This window comes from Caulobacter sp. ErkDOM-E (assembly GCF_048541895.1).
Taxonomy (GTDB): domain Bacteria; phylum Pseudomonadota; class Alphaproteobacteria; order Caulobacterales; family Caulobacteraceae; genus Caulobacter.
On the sequence record NZ_CP183331.1, the window covers coordinates 3,603,785 to 3,621,767 of the forward strand.

Consider the following 17,983-nt stretch of genomic DNA (forward strand, 5'->3'; position numbering starts at 1 on the left):
AGGAACGCGCGCCGACAAGCGCGCGCTAGAGGGCGGCCGGGAGCGGCGAGCCGCTCCCGGCCGGTCTGCTAGAACTGGGCGCGGAGGCCGACCGCATAGCGCGGGCCGGTGTCCACCAGGCTCAGGAACTGGTTGTCGTACTTGCCGACCGTCTCGGTCTTGGCGTCGTTGAGGTTGGTCCCCTCCACGAACACCGAGAAGTTCGACGACACCGCATAGCGAGCCTGGAAATCAACTTGGCCCTGGCCCTTGGTGAAGATCGGATCGCCGCCGGTGCCGTTGGCCGCCGTGCTGACGAAGCCGTCACGGTGGTTGTAGGCGACCCGGACCTCGATCGGACCCTTGGCATAGAAGCCGACCAGGTTCTGGCTGTCGCCCAGACCTTCAAGCGCGAAGGTCCGCGCCGTGGCGGCCAGATTGGCCTTGCTGTCCACGAAGGTGGCATTGGCCGTGACGCCCAGGCCGTCGAACGGGGCGGGCAGATAGTCGAAGGTGTGCTGGAAGCCCACCTCGATACCATAGACGTCGGCGCTCTGGGCGTTGCGTGGGCGCTGGACATTGAACGTCGCCAGGCCGCCGGGGAAATTGCCCGCTGCGTTGGCTACGGTGAAGGTCTCGGGCGCCACCGAGGTCAGGATAAAGTCGTCGATCTGCTTGTAGAAGGCGCCGACCGTCAGATAGCCGGCGTCCTGATAGTACCATTCGACCGAGGTGTCGAAATTGGTCGACTTGAAGGGCTTCAGTTCCGGATTGCCTCCGCTGGCCGCCAGGTTGCCCGGGCGCAGGCTGGTGAAGGTGATCCGGGGGGCCACATCGGTCAGATTGGCGCGCGAGACGGTTTGGGTGGCGGCAAAGCGGCCTACCAGGTCAGGAGTGATGTCGACCTTGACGTTCAGGCTGGGCAGGAAGTTGTCATAGACCGTGCTCTTGGACACCGACGCCGAAGTGGCGGCGAAGGCGGCCGTATAGGCGGTGCTGTCGCCGACGATCGGCAACAGGTCCAGCAGGGTCTGCTGGGTGCCGTTGGAGACCAGTTCGGTACGGACATAGCGCATGCCGACCGTCGCGCTCCAGGGCAGGCCACCGATGGTGGCCTCGAAGTCGCCCTGCACATAGCCGCCGCTGATCTTCTCGCTGACCGAGTAGGACGAGGGCTGACGAACAGCGGCATAGCCGTTCTTGGAGCGGACAAAGGCTGCGGTGGCGCCGGCCGGGCGACCGGCGGCGACATCCTGGGCGTTGCCGGCGGCGGCCGTTTCCAGGAACCGGAAATAGTCCTCGGAATTGAAGGCCAACCACTGGCGCGGGAAGGCGCCCGACTCGCCGCTCAGGAAAGAGCCTGGATCGAAGGCCTTCAGCATGCCGGCGGGGACGGGAATGCCATAGCCGCAATAGGCGCAACCGACGTCGTTGTCGGAGCGGACCAGGGCGTTTTCCTTGGTGCGGTCGGTATAGATGCCGCCGAAGCGCAGCTTGGTGAAGACCTCATAGTCGGTGCTGAACACCGCATCCAGGCGGGTCTCATAGACCGTCTCGGCGGTATCAACGCCCTCGCGGGTGGTAAAGTGGGCGCGTCCGACCGACGGATCGGTGAAGCCGCGAGCGGCGGTAACGCCGGGCAGGCCCGTGCCGGTGTTGTTGAAGTTCACGGCGTTGTTGAAGCCGATCACCGCGAAGATCTCATTGCCGCCGTTGTTCGACTCCGCCTTGGAATAGGCGGTGTCCAGCTTGATGTTGATCTTGTCGGTCGGGTTCCAGTCGGCATTGGCGCCGAAGGCACGCAGTTCGGTCGGCCGGTTGAAGGTGCGGTTGATGTAGTCGGTGTGACCGTTGGCGTTCTGCGAGAAGGCCGTGACGGTACGATTGCCGTCGATCGTCACGCCGCTGACATCGCCCGGCGAGAAGAAGTGGCCGACACTGTTCGCATTCGAGTCTACGGTGAACTTGTTGTACAGCGCGTCGACCGACAGGGTCAGCTCTTCGCTCGCCCGAAACTGCACGGTACCGGTCACGCCCAGGCGTTCGCGATCCTGCAGGTCGGAGATCTGGTCGTAGTTCTGGGGAAACAGCACGTTGGTCAGGGCGCTGGCGCCTGCACCCACCGTGGTCCGATAATAGCCGTTAGTGGCGGCCGTATCGACGCGCGCCTTGCGCTGTTGATAGGACACCGAGGCCAGAACGCCGATGCGGTCATCGGCCAGGCGCGTCGAGAATAGGCCGAACACGTCCGGCGAGGCCTCTTCCGACAGGTCCTCATAATTCGCCTTGGCGCTGAGGATCGCCTTGCTGCCACGGATGTCGAACGGGCGGGCGGTCTTGACGTTGATGGTCGAGCCGATGCCGCCTTCCTGCAGGGTGGCGTTGTTGGACTTGTAGACATCAGCGCCGGAGATCAGCTCGGCGGCCAGAAGGTCGAAGCTGAACTGGCGGCCGGCATTTTCGGTGGCCAGGGTACGACCATTGACCAGCACGTTGTTGAAAGACGGACCAAAGCCGCGGACCGTGACGAACCGGCCCTCGCCGCCGCTGCGGTCGATAGAGACGCCCGTGATCCGCTGGAGGGATTCGGCGACGTTGCTGTCCGGGAACTTGCCCAGATCTTCGGAGGCGATGGAGTCGACGATCACGGCGGCCTTGCGCTTGACGTCAATGGCGCGCGTCAGGCTGGCGCGCAGACCCGTCACGACGATTTCATCGACAACATCAGCATTGGGTGCTGACTGCGCGGCCGCAGCCCCGCCCAAAGCGACAAAGCCCAGAGCGCTCGCACTGGCGCCAATCATCAGTTTAAAGCCAAGCGCGCGAACGCGGGCTCCAGGTCCCGTACGGATCATACTTCCCTCCCAAATGGGCAATTGATCGCTTCATTTCCGAACGAGCGATCTCACTAGATGCCGGCTGCACCGGTCATTAAGATGATAAATCACAGGAATAGGGAATGGTCAAACGCCGAACCTTTTCCAGGCCTCGCTTTTGCTTTCAGCCAGACCGTCAGGACGCCGCATCAAGGCCGGGGGACCTGAGCCGCCAGCGCCGGCTCCGCTCACCGATCTCCTACAGGTGGAAGGCCAGGTACGGCGGGCTTTGACGAGGCGGGCCGCGCGCAGGATCGGCTTTTTTGGATCACCGAAGAGCGCTCCGGCGACGTTCGGCGGCTATGCCCGGACGGCTTTGGCCCTTGAGCGTCGAGGCTTTGATCGGGTAAAGGCCGCCGCCCTGGCCCTGAAAACTGGCCGACGCCCGACAGAACCGCATGAACGACGTCTTAAAGCTGCTGGCGAAACAGGCGGCGCCAAAGGCAGCCGCGAACAGCTCGGGAAGGTGAGCCGTAAACGTCCCGGTAAACCGGCGCGAAATTCTCATCCCCGCCCGAAGGCAGATCCGAAAAGTCGCAAAGATCTCAATGGGAAGAAAATGGCGCGCCCGGAACGATTCGAACGTCCGACCCTCAGATTCGTAGTCTGATGCTCTATCCAGCTGAGCTACGGGCGCGCATTGCCTTTCGGCGAGGCGGGGGAAATAGCCCGTCCCATTGCGGGGCGCAAGCGGCGTTTGGTCCTTATCGTGAAAAGTTTTCGCCCGGCGTCGCCGCGCCGATGGGCGCCCTGCGCGCGGCCAGCGTCCGGAATGGGTTTTCACGGGGTCGAAGCGCCGCCGGGACGTGACAGGCGCGATGCTTTGTTGTCCATGGACACCTTGCCGGCAGCGGCTCCGCCGCCGCCGTTCTTCCTCACGGAACCTGTCCGCATGCGTCGCTTCGTTCTCGTCTCCCTGCTCGCCCTTTCCGCCTGCGCCCAGATGCCCGGCGGATCGATGCCACCTGCGGCGCAGACGCCCGTCGCCTCGGCCTCGCCGGCCGCCACCCCGCCGCGCGGCTTCGTCGCCGCCGCCAATCCGCTGGCGACCGAGGCGGGCCTGCGGGTGCTGCGCGACGGCGGCAGCGCGGTCGACGCGGCCGTGGCGATCCAGGCGGTTCTGAGCCTGGTCGAGCCGCAGAGCTCGGGCATCGGCGGCGGCGCCTTCCTGAACTACTACGACGCCAAAACGGGCAAGGTGACGGCCTATGACGGCCGCGAAAAGGCCCCCAGCGGCGCCGGCCCCGAGATGTTCATGGGCCCCGACGGCAAGCCCCTGCCCTTCGTGACCGCCCTGCTGTCGGGCCGCTCGACCGGCGTGCCCGGCGCGGTGGCCATGCTGGCCCAGGCCCAGAAGGAACACGGGACCGCCAAGTGGAGCACCCTGTTCAAGGACGCCGAGACCCTGGCCACCGACGGCTTCGCCGTAAGCCCGCGCATGGCCGGCATGGTCAACAGCCCGCGCGTGCCGCAGAACACCATGCCGGACGTGAAGGCCTATTTCACCAAGCCCGACGGTCAGCGCTACCAAGCCGGCGACACCCTCAAGAACCCGGCCTATGCGGCCACCCTGCGGCGCCTGGCGGCCGAGGGCCCCAGCGCCCTCTATGAAGGCCCCATCGCCCAGGCCATCGTCGACAAGCTGCACGAGGGCGCCCTGCCCGGCGGCATGACCCTGTCGGACATCAAGACCTACCGCCCGCGCTCGGCGCCCGCCCTGTGCCGGCCGTGGAAGGTCTATACGGTCTGCGTCCCCAACCCCTCGTCGAGCGGTCTGGCGGTGCTGCAGGCCCTGATGATGCTGGAGCACACCGATATCGGCAAGCTGGGCCCCAAGGACCCGGCCGCCTGGGCCCTGCTGGCGCAGGCCGAGCGGGTCATGTACGCCGACCGCGACCGCTATGTGGGCGATCCGTCCTTCGTGAAGGTGCCCGTCGAGGGCCTGCTGGACCCGGCCTATGTCGCCCAGCGCGCCAAGTTGATCAGTGACGTGGCGGGCGCCGCGCCGAAATTTGGCCTGCCCAAGGGCGCGCCCGTGGTCGGCGCCGACGCCACCCAGGAGCCGGCCGGCACCACCCATTTCGTCGTGATGGACCCTGCCGGCAATGTGGTGTCGATGACCACCACGGTCGAAAGCATCTTCGGCTCGGGCCGGATGGTCGGCGGCTTCTTCCTCAACAACCAATTGACCGATTTCTCGTTCTCGCCGGTCGAGAAGGACGGCGCGCCGGCGGCCAACGCCGTGGCGGCGGGCAAGCGCCCGCGCTCGTCGATGGCGCCGCTGATCGTGCTGGACGACAAGGGCAAGTTCCTGGCCGCCGTCGGCTCGCCGGGCGGCAACGCCATACTGTCCTATAATCTCAAGGCCATGGTGGGACTGTTCTACTGGGGCCTGTCGATGCAGGAGGCCATCGCCCTGCCCAATATCGTCGCGCGCGGCGAAAACTTCTCGGGCGAGGCCGAGTTGTTCGGCCCCGAGATGGTGGCGGCGCTCAATGCACGCGGCGTTACGGTCAAGACGGGCCAGAACGAGACCTCGGGTCTGCATGGCGTGATCGTGCGGCCCGGTGGTGTGCTGGAGGGCGGCGCCGATCCGCGTCGCGAGGGCGTGGCCCGGGGGCTGTAAGGGCGACCGACACGGCTCCGCCGCTTCACGCGGAGGGCCGCTGAAGGTGTGGGAAGGGTCGCGGAGCGTCCGGGCCTCGCCCGGATGAGGGAGTAGTGAATACCGTTTCGACGAAGACGAACGCTCCGCGCAGCCGTTACTCGGTGAGCCCTCGGGGCGCGGGGTTTTAACCCGCTTCCGATTTTAGGCCCCCGACGGGTGGAGGGGATAGCGACCCCGTCCAGACCGCATGGGCGATTTCAGCCCATGCCTGTTGCGCGCCTCGAACCTTCGCCGCCTGGGTTTTCGTCCCGATGTTTCAGGGAACCCGTCCAGATCTGTCGCCAAGGCGGTCACCGAAGACCCCCGAAGAGCGCTGCCCGCTCGACCACCCCTGACAGCCGTCTCAGTCGCCGGCCGGACGCCCTTCCCGTGCTGTCAGGTGAGATTGATTATGCAGGCGGTTTCGGCGCGTCTGACAGGCGCGATCAACTATTTCACAAGTGGTTGATTTCGTTGAACTCGGCTTCGGAAACTACGGGGATACAGCGGCGCCAATCCCCATACCTCCCGTCATTCCCGCCCTTGTGGCGGGAACCCCTCGCTCCGCCGCAGGTGCGGGAGGGGCGAAGTGCGCGCGCACTTCGCTGGCGCTTCACGTGTCAGCTGAAACAGGGGTTCCCGCCACAAGGGCGGGAATGACGGTGATTTATTGGACTGGCGCCCCTCCCCCTTCGCGCCGAAGGGAGCCATCCTTAAATCTCACGGCGAGACGATCGCCGGAGTGGAAAGGTCTCTCAAGGACGACGCTCCGCGTCGCCGCGACGCGGCCGCCGGAGGCGGTCCTTGACAGACCTTTCCACTCCGGCACGCTGCAGCCTCCAAGAGATTTAAGGATGAGCGCGACGCGGGGCGTCCGCTTGTTGGCAATGAGCCAGAGGCAGCTTTCGACCCATTGCAGACCTTCGCTGAAGCGCTAGCGTGCTATCATGAAAAAGAACCGGGCATATCGAGCCGCGATGCTCTTCGTCGGCTTCTCCGTGCTCGCTCAATCGGCCTGTAACCGGGAAGCGGTTGGATCGACTGCGCCGGAAAACGCTACGGGTGTCTGCTATCGGCGACTTGAGTGGTTTGACGCGGGGAAGGTTCACCACCGCTTCGAGACTCTGGTCGTTGTGCAGTCATCCAAGTCCGCGACCGACATGGCGCGCGTGATGGATATGGAAGACGCCCGCGTAGGTTCGCCTTCCGCTCACCATCTGACGCCCAACCGCTGGCACAACGGGTGGCTGACCGACACAGTCCACGACTTCACAAGCGGCCCCTCGTGCGCGCATCTACCGGCTTTTGTTGAGCGCCGTTAAAGTCCGCTCTCCACCCACAGCGGACCTTCAATCGGTCCGCCCTCCGCGCGCCCAGCGGAAAAGCCTAACCCTCCGCCCCATCGCTCGGCGCCGAGGCCACCACAGCCGCCTCCGCCAAGGGCTCAGGAACCCCCGCCAGGCTGAGGTCGAACACCGACCCGCCCGGCCCCGTCTCGACCAGCACGAGGTCTCCCCCGTGGCCCTGGGCCAGTTCGCGGGCGATGGCCAGGCCAAGGCCGGTGCCGCCGCGCCGCACCGAGCCGACGAAGGGCTGGAACAGGTTGGCCTGGGCGCGTTGCGGCACACCGGGGCCGTCGTCGGAGAGGCGCAGGATGCTGATGCCGTCGCCACGATGCAGCTCGACGAAGACCCGGCCCTTGCCGCCACGATCGGGCGCGCCCTCGATCGCCTCGCGGGCGTTGCGCAGCAGGTTGGTCAGGATGCGGTGCAACTGGTCGGGATCGGCCAGAACCTGCTCGCGCGGGTCGATGACGGTTTCCAGGGCGACGCCGCCGGCGGCCACGAGGCCGGAATCCTCGGCGGCGCTGTCGAGGGCGGCGCGCAGGGGCGTGGGCCGGGCGACGGGCGCGGGCTCCTTGGACTTGCCATAGGTCATCACGTCGGTGGCCAGGGTGATGGCCCGGTCCAGGGCCCGTTCCAGACGCGGCAGGGCCTGGGCAACCTTGGGGTCGCCCAGGGCGGCAAGGCGGTCAGACGCCATCTGGGCGCTGGTCAGCATGTTGCGCAGGTCGTGATTGATCTTGGCCACCGCCTCGCCCAGGGCCGCCAGCCGCGCCTTGGACGCCAGGGCGGTCAGCAGGTCGGTCTGCATGCGGTCCAGTTCCAGCTCGGCGCGGCCGATCTCGTCGCGGCGCTTGGAGACCAGGATGCGGGCTTCCGGGTCATTGGGGTCGGCGCGGAACTGCTCCATGGCGCGGGTGATCCGCTGCATGGGCCGCACCAGGAAGATGTTGAGGAACAGATAGACGAAGAAGCCGGCCAGACCGGCGACGAACACCGTGATCGCCGCCAGACGCCAGAAATAGGCGACCAGCTGGGCCTTCAGCGGGGCGTCGGGCAGCACCACCTCGACGAACTCGGCCTTGCGAAAGCGCGGTTCGGCCATGACGCGGACCATGCTGCCGGGCGGGCTGGTCAGGGTGAAGAACGGGGCGGCCAGCCAGGAGCCGGGGTTCTGGCGGCGCAGGTCGACCAGATAGGGCGTCTGCATCGGAACCTTGGGCGGCAGGACCAGGCGCCGGGCGCCATCGACCTGCACGGCGACCGTGACGGCGCCGGCCTGGTCGAACAGCTGGCCGGCGACGGGGTCGCTGACCCGCAGCTCGGGATCGCTCTCGGCGATGGTCGAGGCCAGTTCGCCGGCCCGCACGCGGTCCAGCAGCCACTGCTCTTCATAGGCCGCCAGGGTGGGCGGCAGGATCATCAGACCGGCCAGGGTGACGACGAAGGCGGTGAACAGCAGCAGGCGCGCCGACAGGCCGCGCGGCCACGGAAAACGTCGCGCGGCGGGCGGGGTCGGGTTATCCGGCGGCGAGACCGTCTCGGTCATGAACCTGAGTTACTTCACGTGGGGCGCGGGAGCAACGCGCCCGCGTCGCCAATGGCGCCACAGCGGCGGCAGAAAGGCCAGCACGCCCATACCGATGATGGGCAGATAGATCCTCGGCGACAGCAGGGTGTGCAGCGCGACGGGGTGACCTTCGGCGAACACGTGGCCCAGTCCCGCCCCGATCCCGGCATAGACGAAGGAGCTGGGGATCATGCCCAGGAACGAGGCGAGCAGGAAGGTGCGCAGCGGCACGCCCATCAGGCCGGCGGCCACATTGACCAGCAGCAGGGGGAAGGCCGGGATCAGCCGCAGGGTCAGCAGGTAGGAAAAGGCGTTGTCGCGAAATCCGTCCTCGATCTTCAGCAGCAGGGGGTTTTTCCAGCGACGCAGGAAGTCGGCGAAGGCCGTCCGGCTGACCAGGAACACCACCGTCGAGCCGCCGGTGGCCCCGGTGACGGCGACCGCTCCGCCCAGCACCGGGCCGAACAGAAAGCCCCCTGACAGCGACAGGATCAGCGCGCCGGGCAGGGAAATTGAAACGGTGGCGACATAGACGCCGATATAGGCCCCGATGCTCAACACCGGGTGTTCACGCACGAAGGCCTGCAGGGCCTGGGCCTGGATCCGGAGGTCTTCCAGCGAGATATGCCCGGCCAGGCCGCTGGCCAGCGCCCAGACGAAGAGCCCGACCAGCGCCACGACGGGGCCGAATTGGCGGAGCAGTTGCAGTGCCCTGTCGGTCGTCATGCGGCGCCGACCGCGTCCTCGACGGTGGCGAAGCCATCGGCGCGCAGGCGTCTGGCCAGGTCGCGCTTAATGCGGACCACCAGGCCGGGGCCGCCATAGACGAGGGCGGAATAGAGCTGCACCGCCCGGGCGCCGGCCCGGATCTTGGCATAGGCCCCGGCTCCGTCGGCGATGCCGCCGGCGCCGATCAGGGCCGTTCGGCCCGCCGCGGCGACGTGGAAGCGCTTCAGCACCGCCGTGGAGGGTTCCAGCAGCGGCGCGCCCGACAGGCCGCCGGTCTCGGCCTTGCCGGCCGACTTCAGCGTGGCGGGGCGGGCGATGGTGGTGTTGCTGACGATGATGCCGTCCAGGCCATTGGCCACGACGGTCTCGACAATGGCCTCGACCTCGCCGTCCTCGAGATCGGGGGCAACCTTCAGGAAGATCGGATAGTCGCTGGTCGAGCCGGCCCTCAGCATGGCGCGGGTTTGCGCCAGGCGGCCCAGCAGCTCTTCCAGCGCGGCCTTGGTCTGCAGGGCGCGCAGGCCCGGCGTGTTGGGCGAGGAGATGTTGGCGGTGAAGTAATCCGACAGCCCCCACAGGCGGGTCAGGCCGGTGACATAGTCCTCGATCCGGTCGGTGGCGTCCTTGTTGGCGCCGATATTGGCGCCGACGAAGCCATGGCGGCCGGCGCGCCGGGACAGGCGCTCGGCGAAGACCTCCAGGCCCTCATTGTTGAAGCCCATCCGGTTGATCACCGCCTGGTCCTCGGTGAGACGAAACAGGCGCGGACGCGGATTGCCGGCCTGGGGCAGAGGCGTGACCGTGCCCGCCTCGACGAAGCCGAAGCCGGCGGCCAGCATGGCGTCGGGCACCTCGGCGTTCTTGTCGAAGCCGGCGGCCAGGCCGACGCAGCTGCTCAGGTGCATGCCGGCCAGGGAGATCGACAGCAGCGGATCGTCAGGCGCGCTGTCACGCGGGCCAAGGCCGGCCTTCAGGCCCCGGATGGCCAGGCCATGGGCGTCTTCGGGGTCGAAGGCGTGCAGCGCGCGGGCGGCGAGATCGTGCAGGCTCATGCGGACAGAACGCCCAGTTGCGGCACGCCGTCGCCATCCAGCGCCAGCGCTTGCTGCGTGGCGACTTCACCGGCCAGCAGGGGGCGGTAGAGATGGGGGAACAGCGCCCCGTTGCGCGAGGCCTCCCATTTCAGGGCCTCGCCCAACGATTCGGCCTCGACGCCCAGCAGGACCAGGTCAGACTGGCCGACGAAGTATTTGGCGGCGGTCTCCTGGGCCTGGTCGGCGCCCGACAGGTGGATGAAGCCGTCGGCCAGATCGACGGCCGAGCCGACCAGCTGGCCGGCGGCCTGGGCGGCCTCCCACTCGGCGCGGGAGAGGATCTTGTAGATCAGGGTCATTCGCCGCCTGTTCCGCCATGTTCGGACGCGTAGAAGAGATGCTCCAGCACGGGCGGACCACCCGAGCCGAAGGCGAACACCGCCGTGGTGGCGGTGGGGAAGCGACCGCGGACCTTGTTCAGGGCCACAGGCTCCGCCCCGCCCTGCAGGATCAGGCGCAGGGCCAGCTCGTGCAGGCCCGGATTGTGGCCGATGACCATGACCAGACTGGCCGCCTCGCCCTCGTCCTCCAGCGCCGTGACCACCTCTTCGGGCTCGGCGTGATAGAGGTCGCGGCGAAACTCGACCCGGGCCTTGGGAAAGGCGGCCGAGACGGCGGCGAAGGTCTCGCGGGTCCGGCGGGCGCTGGAAACCAGCACCAGATCGGGCGTCGCGCCGCTGCGGGCCAGCAGCTGACCCATCAGAGTCGCGTCCTCGCGCCCTTTCGGGGTCAAGCCACGCTCGAAGTCGCCGCCGGTCGCGGCCTGCCGTTCGGCCTGGCCGTGGCGCATGAGGATCAGACGGTCCATGCGCCCTCCATAGCCTCAGCCGGGGCCCGCCGGAAGCGGGCGGTTGACACCTTCTTCGTCAAGCGGTCCAAGGCGGTCATGGCTGACCTGGATCTGGCCCCCTCCGCGCTGTCCGATGGCGGAACCTGGCGGTTCCCGACCAGCGCCCCCCTGCGCCTCGATTCGGGTGGCGTCATCGAGGGGCTGGAGGTCGCCTACCAGACCTATGGCGTCCTCAACGCCGACCGCTCCAACGCCGTCCTGATCTGTCACGCCCTGACCGGCGACCAGCATGTGGCCTCGCCGCATCCCGCGACCGGCAAGCCGGGCTGGTGGCTGCGGCTGGTGGGTCCGGGCAAGCCGCTGGATCCGACCCGGCATTTCATCATCTGCACCAATGTGGTCGGCGGCTGCATGGGCTCGACAGGGCCAGCCTCGATCAACGCCTCGACGGGCAAGCCGTGGGGCCTGTCCTTCCCGGTGATCACCATCGCCGACATGGTCCGGGCCCAGGCGATGCTGGTCAAGGCGCTGGGGGTCGAGACCCTGTTCGCCGTGGTCGGCGGCTCGATGGGCGGCATGCAGGTGCAGCAATGGGCGGTCGACTATCCCGAGCGGCTGGCCAGCGCGGTGATCATCGCCTCGGCGTCGCGGCACTCGGCCCAGAACATCGCCTTCCACGAGGTCGGCCGCCAGGCGATCATGGCCGACCCCGACTGGCGCGGCGGCGCCTATGCCGACCACGGAACACGACCCGAAAAGGGCCTGGCCGTGGCGCGGATGGCCGCCCACATCACCTATCTGTCCGAACCCGCCCTGCAGCGGAAGTTCGGCCGCGAACTGCAGCGCGACGGCCTGTCCTGGGGTTTCGACGCCGACTTCCAGGTGGAGAGCTATCTGCGCCATCAGGGCGCCAGCTTCGTCGACCGCTTCGACGCCAACAGCTATCTCTACATCACCCGGGCCATGGACTATTTCGACATCGCCGCCAGCCATGGCGGCGTGCTGGCCAGCGCCTTTACCCGGGCCCGGCACATGCGGTTCTGCGTGCTGAGCTTCACCAGCGACTGGCTGTATCCCACCACCGAGAACCGCCACATCGTCCGGGCCCTGACGGCCGCCGGCTGCCGGGTGGCCTTCGTCGAGATCGAGAGCGACAAGGGCCATGACGCCTTCCTGCTGGACGAACCGGTGATGGACGCGGCGTTGACGGGGTTCCTGGGCTCGGTGGAACGTGAGCGGGGGCTGGCGTGAGCATGACCACCACCCGCGAGGACTTCCGCGAAATCCTCCGCCTCGTCCGGCCCGGCTCGCGCGTGCTCGATGTCGGCTGCGAGGAGGGCGCGCTGCTCGACCTCCTGGCCCACGAAAAGCAGGTCGACGGCCGGGGCCTGGAGATCAGCGCCAGCGGCGTGGCCGCCTGCATGGCGCGGGGCCTGTCGGTGGTGCAGGGCGACGCCGACCAGGACCTGGACCACTTCCCCGACAAGACCTTCGACTACGCCATCCTGTCCCAGACCCTGCAGGCGACGCGCCAGCCGCGCCACGTGCTGGCCGAGCTGCTGCGCATCGCCGACCGGGCCATAGTCTCTTTCCCCAATTTCGGCCACTGGCGGGTGCGCTGGTCGCTGCTGAGCCAGGGCCGGATGCCGGAGACCAAGGCCCTGCCGATGCCCTGGTGGTCGACGCCCAATATCCACCTGTGCACCCTGGTCGACTTCCTGGCCCTGACCGACGACCTGAACGTGCGGGTCGACGCCTGCGCGGCCTTTGCCGGTTCAGGCCCTGCCCGACCGATCAATCCGGCCAGCCCGCTCGAAAACTGGCGGGCGGAAAGCTGCCTGTTCATGCTCAGCCGGGTCGAGCCCGGCACGAATGAGACGTCGACGAGGGAACCTCCGGCGGTCTCAGGCGATCTCTTCGACGGATGAAGCTTCGCCTGATGACCTACAATGTCCACCGCTGCGTGGGCACGGACCGTGCGCTCGACGTCGAGCGCATCGCCGAGGTCATCGCCGCCGAAAATCCTGACGTGGTGGCGTTGCAGGAACTGGACGTCCTGCGCCGGCGCACCAAGACGGTGGATCAGGCCCACCGCCTGGCCGAACTGCTGAAGATGCAGTTCCACTTCCATCCGGCCATGGCCGTGGAGGAGGAACTATACGGCGACGCCATCCTGACCGCCCTGCCCGAGCGCCGGATCAAGGCGCAGGGCCTGCCGCTGTATCGGCGGGTGCCAGGCCTGGAGCCGCGCGGCGCGCTGTGGGTCGAGGTCATGGTCGGCGACACGCCTGTCCAGATCATCAACACCCATCTGGGCCTGATCCCGCAGGAACAGAAGCGTCAGGCCGCCGCCCTGCTGGGCGAAGCCTGGATGACGTCTGACGCCTGGACCGCGCCGGGCGTGCTGCTGGGCGACTTCAACGCCTCGCCCTATTCGGCCACCTACCGCATGCTGCGCGCCGCCCTGCGCGACGCCCAGACGCCCAGCGGGACCTGGCTGCGGCCGGCGACGGCAACCTTCCCCTCCAGCTTCCCGTTCATGCGCATCGACCACGTCTTCCTGACCAAGGGCCTGGAAACCCTCGCGGTGAGGTCGCCCTACGACGCCCGGGCCCGGGTGGCCTCCGACCACCTGCCGCTGGTGGTCGATCTGGAGGTTACGGCAGCAGGTGCGCCGGGGGTTCCGGTGGCGGTTCCGTCAGGCGAACCAGATCCTGCTTGAGACGCTCGCGGCGGCCCCAGGGCCGCCAGGCGTCGTCGGGTGAAATGGCGTCGCCAAGGCTCCAGTCGGCGATGAACTGCTGGACACCGGTCAGATGGCGCGACGGCACGGGCTGCAATCGGCGTGGCGGGCCGCCCCTGAGGTCCAGGGCGTGTATCGCCGCCGCCAAGCCGCCCTCGCGCTGCATGGCTTCGATCACATCGATAGGCGGACGCCCCAGGAAGTGCCCGATCAGCCGAGCCAGGAAGGCGGTGATGACGTCGCGCTCCTGCGCGTCCCGCCCCTCGAAGGCCAGGTCGCACTCGGTGTCGAGACCGATCGAGCGGTTGTTGAGATTGGCCGAGCCGACCCGCAACATACAGTCATCGATGATCGCGACCTTGGAATGGACGATGATCGGACCGCCCTTGGGCGTATGGGCGCTGAACGCCGAAAAGCGCTTGTGAACATCGACCGACCGCAGGCGGTTGATGGCCGAGGTGCGGGCGCTGTCCATGGTGATCTGGTCGAAATAGCTGGGGCTGCGGGCCGGACCGATGGTCACCACCTCGGGTCCGTCGGGCTCGATCAGGCGCTCGGCCAGGGCTTCGACGATGATCGGCGAGGTCAGATACTGGTTTTCCAGATAGATCAGCCGCTTGGCCGCGCGGATGCTGGAGAGGTGCAACAGCAGGCTTTCGATGACCTCTGGTCGGTCCTTCCACGCCGCCTCGGTCCGGCTGATCGCCACCTGGGTTCGGCGCAGGTCGGGCAGAAGCCCCGGCGGCCAGGGCGCCTCGTCGGGTCGTTCCGGGGGACTCAGACTCTCGCCGGTCGCGTTGCGCCAACGGGCGATGAACAGGTCGCCCAGAGCCTGGGCCGCGCGGCCATCGACCAGCATCGCCACCTCGTGCCGGGCCGGATAGCGGCGCCCGGTCGGCAGGCGCCGGCGGGGATCATTGTCGAGGTGTTCGCAGGTGTCCCAGCGATCCAGGCCGATGTCGCCGCCGCTCAGCAGGGCCGTCGCGCCGTCGATGATCACCACCTTCTGATGATGGCAGGCCGAGGCCGGCAGGGTGGCGTCGAGCTGATACTTGACCCGCGAGCCGGCAAAGAAGGCCGCGCCGCGCTGGGGTCCGAACATCTGGGCCGCTGCGATCGGGAACGGCATGTCCCAGGTCAGGATGCGCACGTCCAGCGCAGGGTTCAGGGCCGCCTGCCGGCGCAGGATCAGCCCCATGCGGTCGGCATGGCGGGGATCACGGCTCCGCCTGACCCGGTCCGGATCCAGTCGCGTCAGGGGGTCGAACACCCAGGCCAGAATCCAGATCGAGCTCTTGGCGGCCAGCAGCAGCGGCTTGAGGGCATCAAAGGTCTCGTCATTGTCGATGAGCAGGGCCAGCCGGTCGGCGGGCTCGACGCGCCAGCAATTATAGCCTTGCCGAAAAACAGAAGGCCGCTCGCCCATGACGCTCCAATCGCGGTGAGTTTCGACAACGCGCGAACCCGTCTTATGGCTCCGCTTCAAATCAATCTCGCGACGTCTTCGAGCGATATGGGAAACTGGCGCGCAACCGCCAGGGGGCCCGGGCCTTGATCGGCCTCGAACCGCAGAACGCGATGAGCGCGGGGTAAAACCTAGCCCGCGATCGCCGCCGCGTCGCGTTCGCCGGTGCGGATACGCAGGGCCTGTTCAAGGTCCATGACGAACACCTTGCCGTCGCCGATCTTGCCGGTGTTGGCGGTGCGCTGCAGGGCCTCGACCACAGGCTCCACGACATCGGTGGGCACGGCGATCTCGAGCTTGACCTTCGGCAGCAGCTTCACCTCGTATTCGGCGCCGCGATAGACCTCGGTCTTGCCCTTCTGCCGGCCATAGCCGCGCACCTCGGTCACCGTCAGCCCGGACGCGCCAGCCTCGGTCACAGCTTCGAGAACAGCGTCGAGGCGGCTGGGCTTGATGATGGCGACGATCATTTTCATGGCGCGGCTCCCGCAGCGAACAGTGATTACGAACCTAAGCTAGGCTTCGAACGCGGCGCGTCCAAGTGCGATCCGTCCGCAATCCGCGCCGGCGCCTTCCGAACAGGCGCCTTGCGCGCTGTCGCCGGACCCGCAGGGCTGGGCGACAGGACGCCCGGCGTGAAAACCCGGACCCGCGCGCGGTGGCCGCGCGGCTTTACGGCGAAGGTCTGTTTGACCGCTTCCATTAGAATCAGACCGGCAAAACGCGGCCACAGGCGGGCGCCCACCTGCTCGAAACCCTCGGCCCAGCCGGCGGTCATGGCGATGGGCGGCGCATACAGCGCCCGGGTCCAGCCGGCGGGTTCAAGATCGGCGTCGCGGATCAGCCGTTCCAGCTGGCTGCGACTGAAGGGCCGGCCATGGCCGAAAGGCGTGCTCTCGGCCCCGGCCCAGACGCCGTCGCGCGACGCCACGGCCACGATCAGCCGGCCCGTGGGCGCCAGGACCCGGCCGATCTCGGCCAGGACGGCGGCCGGGTCATCGGCCTCTTCCAGGGCATGGACGGCCAGCACCCGGTCGAACATGGCGTTGGGCAGCGGCAGAGCCGTTTCCTCGACCAGGCAGGCCTGGTTGCGACCGCCGTGCGGCCAGACCTCGACGCCCTGGGTGGCGGGCATGGCGGCCACCACCCGCCGGGCGCTCTGGCGGGCCGAATCCAGGAAGGGGGTGGCGTAGCCCAGGCCCAGGACGTCGAGGCCGCGCGTACTGCCCCACGCCTCATCGACCTTGCGCGCCAGCATCAGCCGCGCTGCACGGCCAAGCGGTGTGGCGTAGAAGGCTCTGAGATCGAGCACGTCGCGACGCATTGAGTCTCCGGGGCGGCCAGTTCATCTATGTAGGCGGTGGCGGGCCCCGCGTCACCGCCTGACACAGAACAAGGCTTTCCATGTCGCTGACCGTCCACCAGTTCGCCTGCCTGTCCGACAACTATGGCTTTCTCGTGCGCGACGACGCGACCGGGAAGACCGCGACCGTCGACACGCCCGACGCCGACGCGATCCTGGCCGAGCTGAAGGCTCTGGGCTGGGGGCTGGACCTGATCCTCAACACCCACTGGCACCCCGACCATGCCGGCGGCAACGCCGCGATCAAGGCCGCGACCGGCGCGACGATCATCGGCCCGGCCGAGGTGACCCGCATCGCGCCGCTGGACCGCGAGGTGGTCGACGGCGATGTGGTGGACCTGGGTGAGACCCGGTTCACGGTCATCGACACGGGCGGCCACACCCTGGGCCATATCGCCTATCACGACGCCGCCGACGCCATCGCCTTTGTGGGCGACACCCTGTTCGCCCTGGGTTGCGGACGGCTGTTCGAGGGCACGGCCGAACAGATGTGGGGCTCGCTGTCCAAGCTGACCGCCCTGCCCGACGCCACGACCGTCTACTGCGCCCATGAATACACCGCCTCGAACGCCCGCTTCGCCCTGTCGGTCGATGACGATCCCGTCCTGAAGGCGCGCGCCGATCAGATCTTCGCCGCCCGCGAACGGGGCGAGCCGACCGTCCCGACCTCAATCGGCGTCGAAAAGGCGACCAACCCGTTCCTGCGCGCGCCGCTGCTGCGTCCGAACCTGGACCCTGCCCAGGCATTCGCCGAGATCCGCGCCGCCAAGGACGGCTTCAAGGGATGAGCCCCGAAACCAGGCCTTTGGGCATCTCCGGCGATCTGGGGGCCCGCGAAATCATTCGACTGCTGGACCTTCAGCCCCACCCGGAAGGCGGCTGGTATCGCCGGACGTTTGAGGACGTGTCGATCGATGGCGGCCGGCCGGCCTCGACGGCGATCTACTACCTGCTGGAGGCGCAGCAGATGTCAGCCTGGCACCGGGTCGATGCGGTCGAGGTCTGGCACTATCACGCCGGGGCGCCGCTCTCCCTGACCCTGTCGCCGCCTGACGGTGACGGCGCGACGGCGCATGTGCTGGGTCCTGACCTGCGCGCAGGCTGCCGTCCCCAGATGGTCGTTCCCACGCTGTGGTGGCAGACCGCCACAAGCCTCGGCGCCTGGACCCTGGTCAGTTGCACGGTGGCCCCGGGCTTCCGGTTCGAGGGTTTCGAGATGGCCCCGCCGGACTGGCGGCCAAGAATCCGGCCAGATTAGGCCCTCCCCATTTTGGGTGCCTTTTGAGGGGGGCGAGACAGTATGCCGCACCCCCTGCGTCAACCTTTTCGCCCCGACCGAACCCGGTTCGCTATAACAGGGTTCCCCAAATTGGGGAGGGGAGAG

Annotated in this window: 16 protein-coding genes and 1 tRNA gene; 7 read left to right on the forward strand and 10 right to left on the reverse strand. The window is 67.8% G+C overall.

What is annotated here, in order from left to right; translation table 11 throughout:
• Positions 1-68: 68 nt before the first annotated feature.
• The gene (locus ACN2C7_RS17580; RefSeq protein ID WP_419318727.1) at positions 69-2,684 is read right to left on the reverse strand and encodes a TonB-dependent receptor; all 2,616 of its coding nucleotides are present in this window, start codon (positions 2,682-2,684) and stop codon (positions 69-71) included.
• A 731-nt stretch (positions 2,685-3,415) separates the two neighbouring features.
• Positions 3,416-3,492 (reverse strand) — tRNA-Arg (locus ACN2C7_RS17585).
• A gap of 255 nt (positions 3,493-3,747) precedes the next feature.
• Here ACN2C7_RS17585 and ggt point away from each other — a divergent pair.
• Both ggt and ACN2C7_RS17595 read left to right on the forward strand, forming a co-directional pair.
• Positions 3,748-5,481: a gamma-glutamyltransferase gene (gene ggt, locus ACN2C7_RS17590; RefSeq protein WP_419318729.1), complete on the forward strand. Its 1,734-nt coding sequence runs from the start codon at positions 3,748-3,750 to the stop codon at positions 5,479-5,481.
• Positions 5,482-6,449: 968 nt separating this feature from the next.
• A complete protein-coding gene (locus tag ACN2C7_RS17595) occupies positions 6,450-6,824 on the forward strand; it encodes a hypothetical protein (RefSeq protein ID WP_419318731.1) in 375 nt (124 codons plus the stop codon).
• 64 nt (positions 6,825-6,888) lie between these two features.
• On the opposite strand, the gene ACN2C7_RS17600 is transcribed toward ACN2C7_RS17595, so the two are convergent.
• From ACN2C7_RS17600 to ACN2C7_RS17620, 5 genes are read right to left on the reverse strand one after another with little or no spacing between them, the layout of a single operon-like run.
• Entirely contained in the window at positions 6,889-8,394 is a 1,506-nt protein-coding gene (locus tag ACN2C7_RS17600; RefSeq protein ID WP_419318733.1) for a sensor histidine kinase, read from the reverse strand.
• 9 nt (positions 8,395-8,403) lie between these two features.
• Positions 8,404-9,141 (reverse strand): TVP38/TMEM64 family protein, encoded by a 738-nt coding sequence (locus ACN2C7_RS17605; RefSeq protein ID WP_419318734.1) that lies wholly within the window; start codon positions 9,139-9,141, stop codon positions 8,404-8,406.
• Positions 9,138-10,196: a quinone-dependent dihydroorotate dehydrogenase gene (locus ACN2C7_RS17610; protein ID WP_419318735.1), complete on the reverse strand. Its 1,059-nt coding sequence runs from the start codon at positions 10,194-10,196 to the stop codon at positions 9,138-9,140. The genes ACN2C7_RS17605 and ACN2C7_RS17610 overlap by 4 nt, the downstream gene beginning before the upstream one ends.
• On the reverse strand, positions 10,193-10,537 hold the full coding sequence (locus ACN2C7_RS17615) for a DUF952 domain-containing protein (RefSeq protein ID WP_419318737.1): 345 nt from the start codon (positions 10,535-10,537) through the stop codon (positions 10,193-10,195). Before ACN2C7_RS17615 ends, ACN2C7_RS17610 begins: the two co-directional genes overlap by 4 nt.
• Positions 10,534-11,046 (reverse strand): SixA phosphatase family protein, encoded by a 513-nt coding sequence (locus tag ACN2C7_RS17620; protein WP_419318739.1) that lies wholly within the window; start codon positions 11,044-11,046, stop codon positions 10,534-10,536. Before ACN2C7_RS17620 ends, ACN2C7_RS17615 begins: the two co-directional genes overlap by 4 nt.
• Positions 11,047-11,124: 78 nt before the next feature.
• Between ACN2C7_RS17620 and metX the strand changes: the two genes are divergently transcribed.
• From metX to ACN2C7_RS17635, 3 genes are read left to right on the forward strand one after another with little or no spacing between them, the layout of a single operon-like run.
• Entirely contained in the window at positions 11,125-12,279 is a 1,155-nt protein-coding gene (gene metX / locus ACN2C7_RS17625; RefSeq protein ID WP_419318741.1) for a homoserine O-acetyltransferase MetX, read from the forward strand.
• A gap of 2 nt (positions 12,280-12,281) precedes the next feature.
• Positions 12,282-12,956: a methionine biosynthesis protein MetW gene (gene metW / locus ACN2C7_RS17630; protein WP_419318742.1), complete on the forward strand. Its 675-nt coding sequence runs from the start codon at positions 12,282-12,284 to the stop codon at positions 12,954-12,956.
• Positions 12,953-13,750, forward strand: a complete 798-nt coding sequence (locus tag ACN2C7_RS17635; RefSeq protein WP_419318744.1) for an endonuclease/exonuclease/phosphatase family protein — start codon at positions 12,953-12,955, stop codon at positions 13,748-13,750. Before metW ends, ACN2C7_RS17635 begins: the two co-directional genes overlap by 4 nt.
• Here the strand turns inward: ACN2C7_RS17635 and ACN2C7_RS17640 are convergent.
• The 3 genes from ACN2C7_RS17640 to ACN2C7_RS17650 all read right to left on the reverse strand — a co-directional run bounded on the left by ACN2C7_RS17640 (position 13,686) and on the right by ACN2C7_RS17650 (position 16,560).
• On the reverse strand, positions 13,686-15,197 hold the full coding sequence (locus tag ACN2C7_RS17640; protein WP_419318746.1) for a phospholipase D-like domain-containing protein: 1,512 nt from the start codon (positions 15,195-15,197) through the stop codon (positions 13,686-13,688). The two genes, ACN2C7_RS17635 and ACN2C7_RS17640, sit on opposite strands and share 65 nt — an antisense overlap.
• A 170-nt stretch (positions 15,198-15,367) precedes the next feature.
• Complete coding sequence (locus ACN2C7_RS17645; protein WP_062143741.1) at positions 15,368-15,712, reverse strand: P-II family nitrogen regulator; 345 nt, start codon at positions 15,710-15,712, stop codon at positions 15,368-15,370.
• A gap of 26 nt (positions 15,713-15,738) precedes the next feature.
• Positions 15,739-16,560, reverse strand: coding sequence for a class I SAM-dependent methyltransferase (locus tag ACN2C7_RS17650; RefSeq protein WP_419318748.1), 822 nt, complete (start codon positions 16,558-16,560; stop codon positions 15,739-15,741).
• 80 nt (positions 16,561-16,640) lie between these two features.
• Here ACN2C7_RS17650 and gloB point away from each other — a divergent pair, with 80 nt between their 5' ends.
• Positions 16,641-17,387 carry a hydroxyacylglutathione hydrolase gene (gene gloB / locus ACN2C7_RS17655; RefSeq protein ID WP_419318750.1) on the forward strand — a complete coding sequence of 249 codons (747 nt, stop codon included), beginning with the start codon at positions 16,641-16,643 and terminating at the stop codon, positions 17,385-17,387.
• Positions 17,384-17,857, forward strand: a complete 474-nt coding sequence (locus ACN2C7_RS17660; protein WP_419318752.1) for a cupin domain-containing protein — start codon at positions 17,384-17,386, stop codon at positions 17,855-17,857. The genes gloB and ACN2C7_RS17660 overlap by 4 nt, the downstream gene beginning before the upstream one ends.
• Positions 17,858-17,983 lie beyond the last annotated feature (126 nt).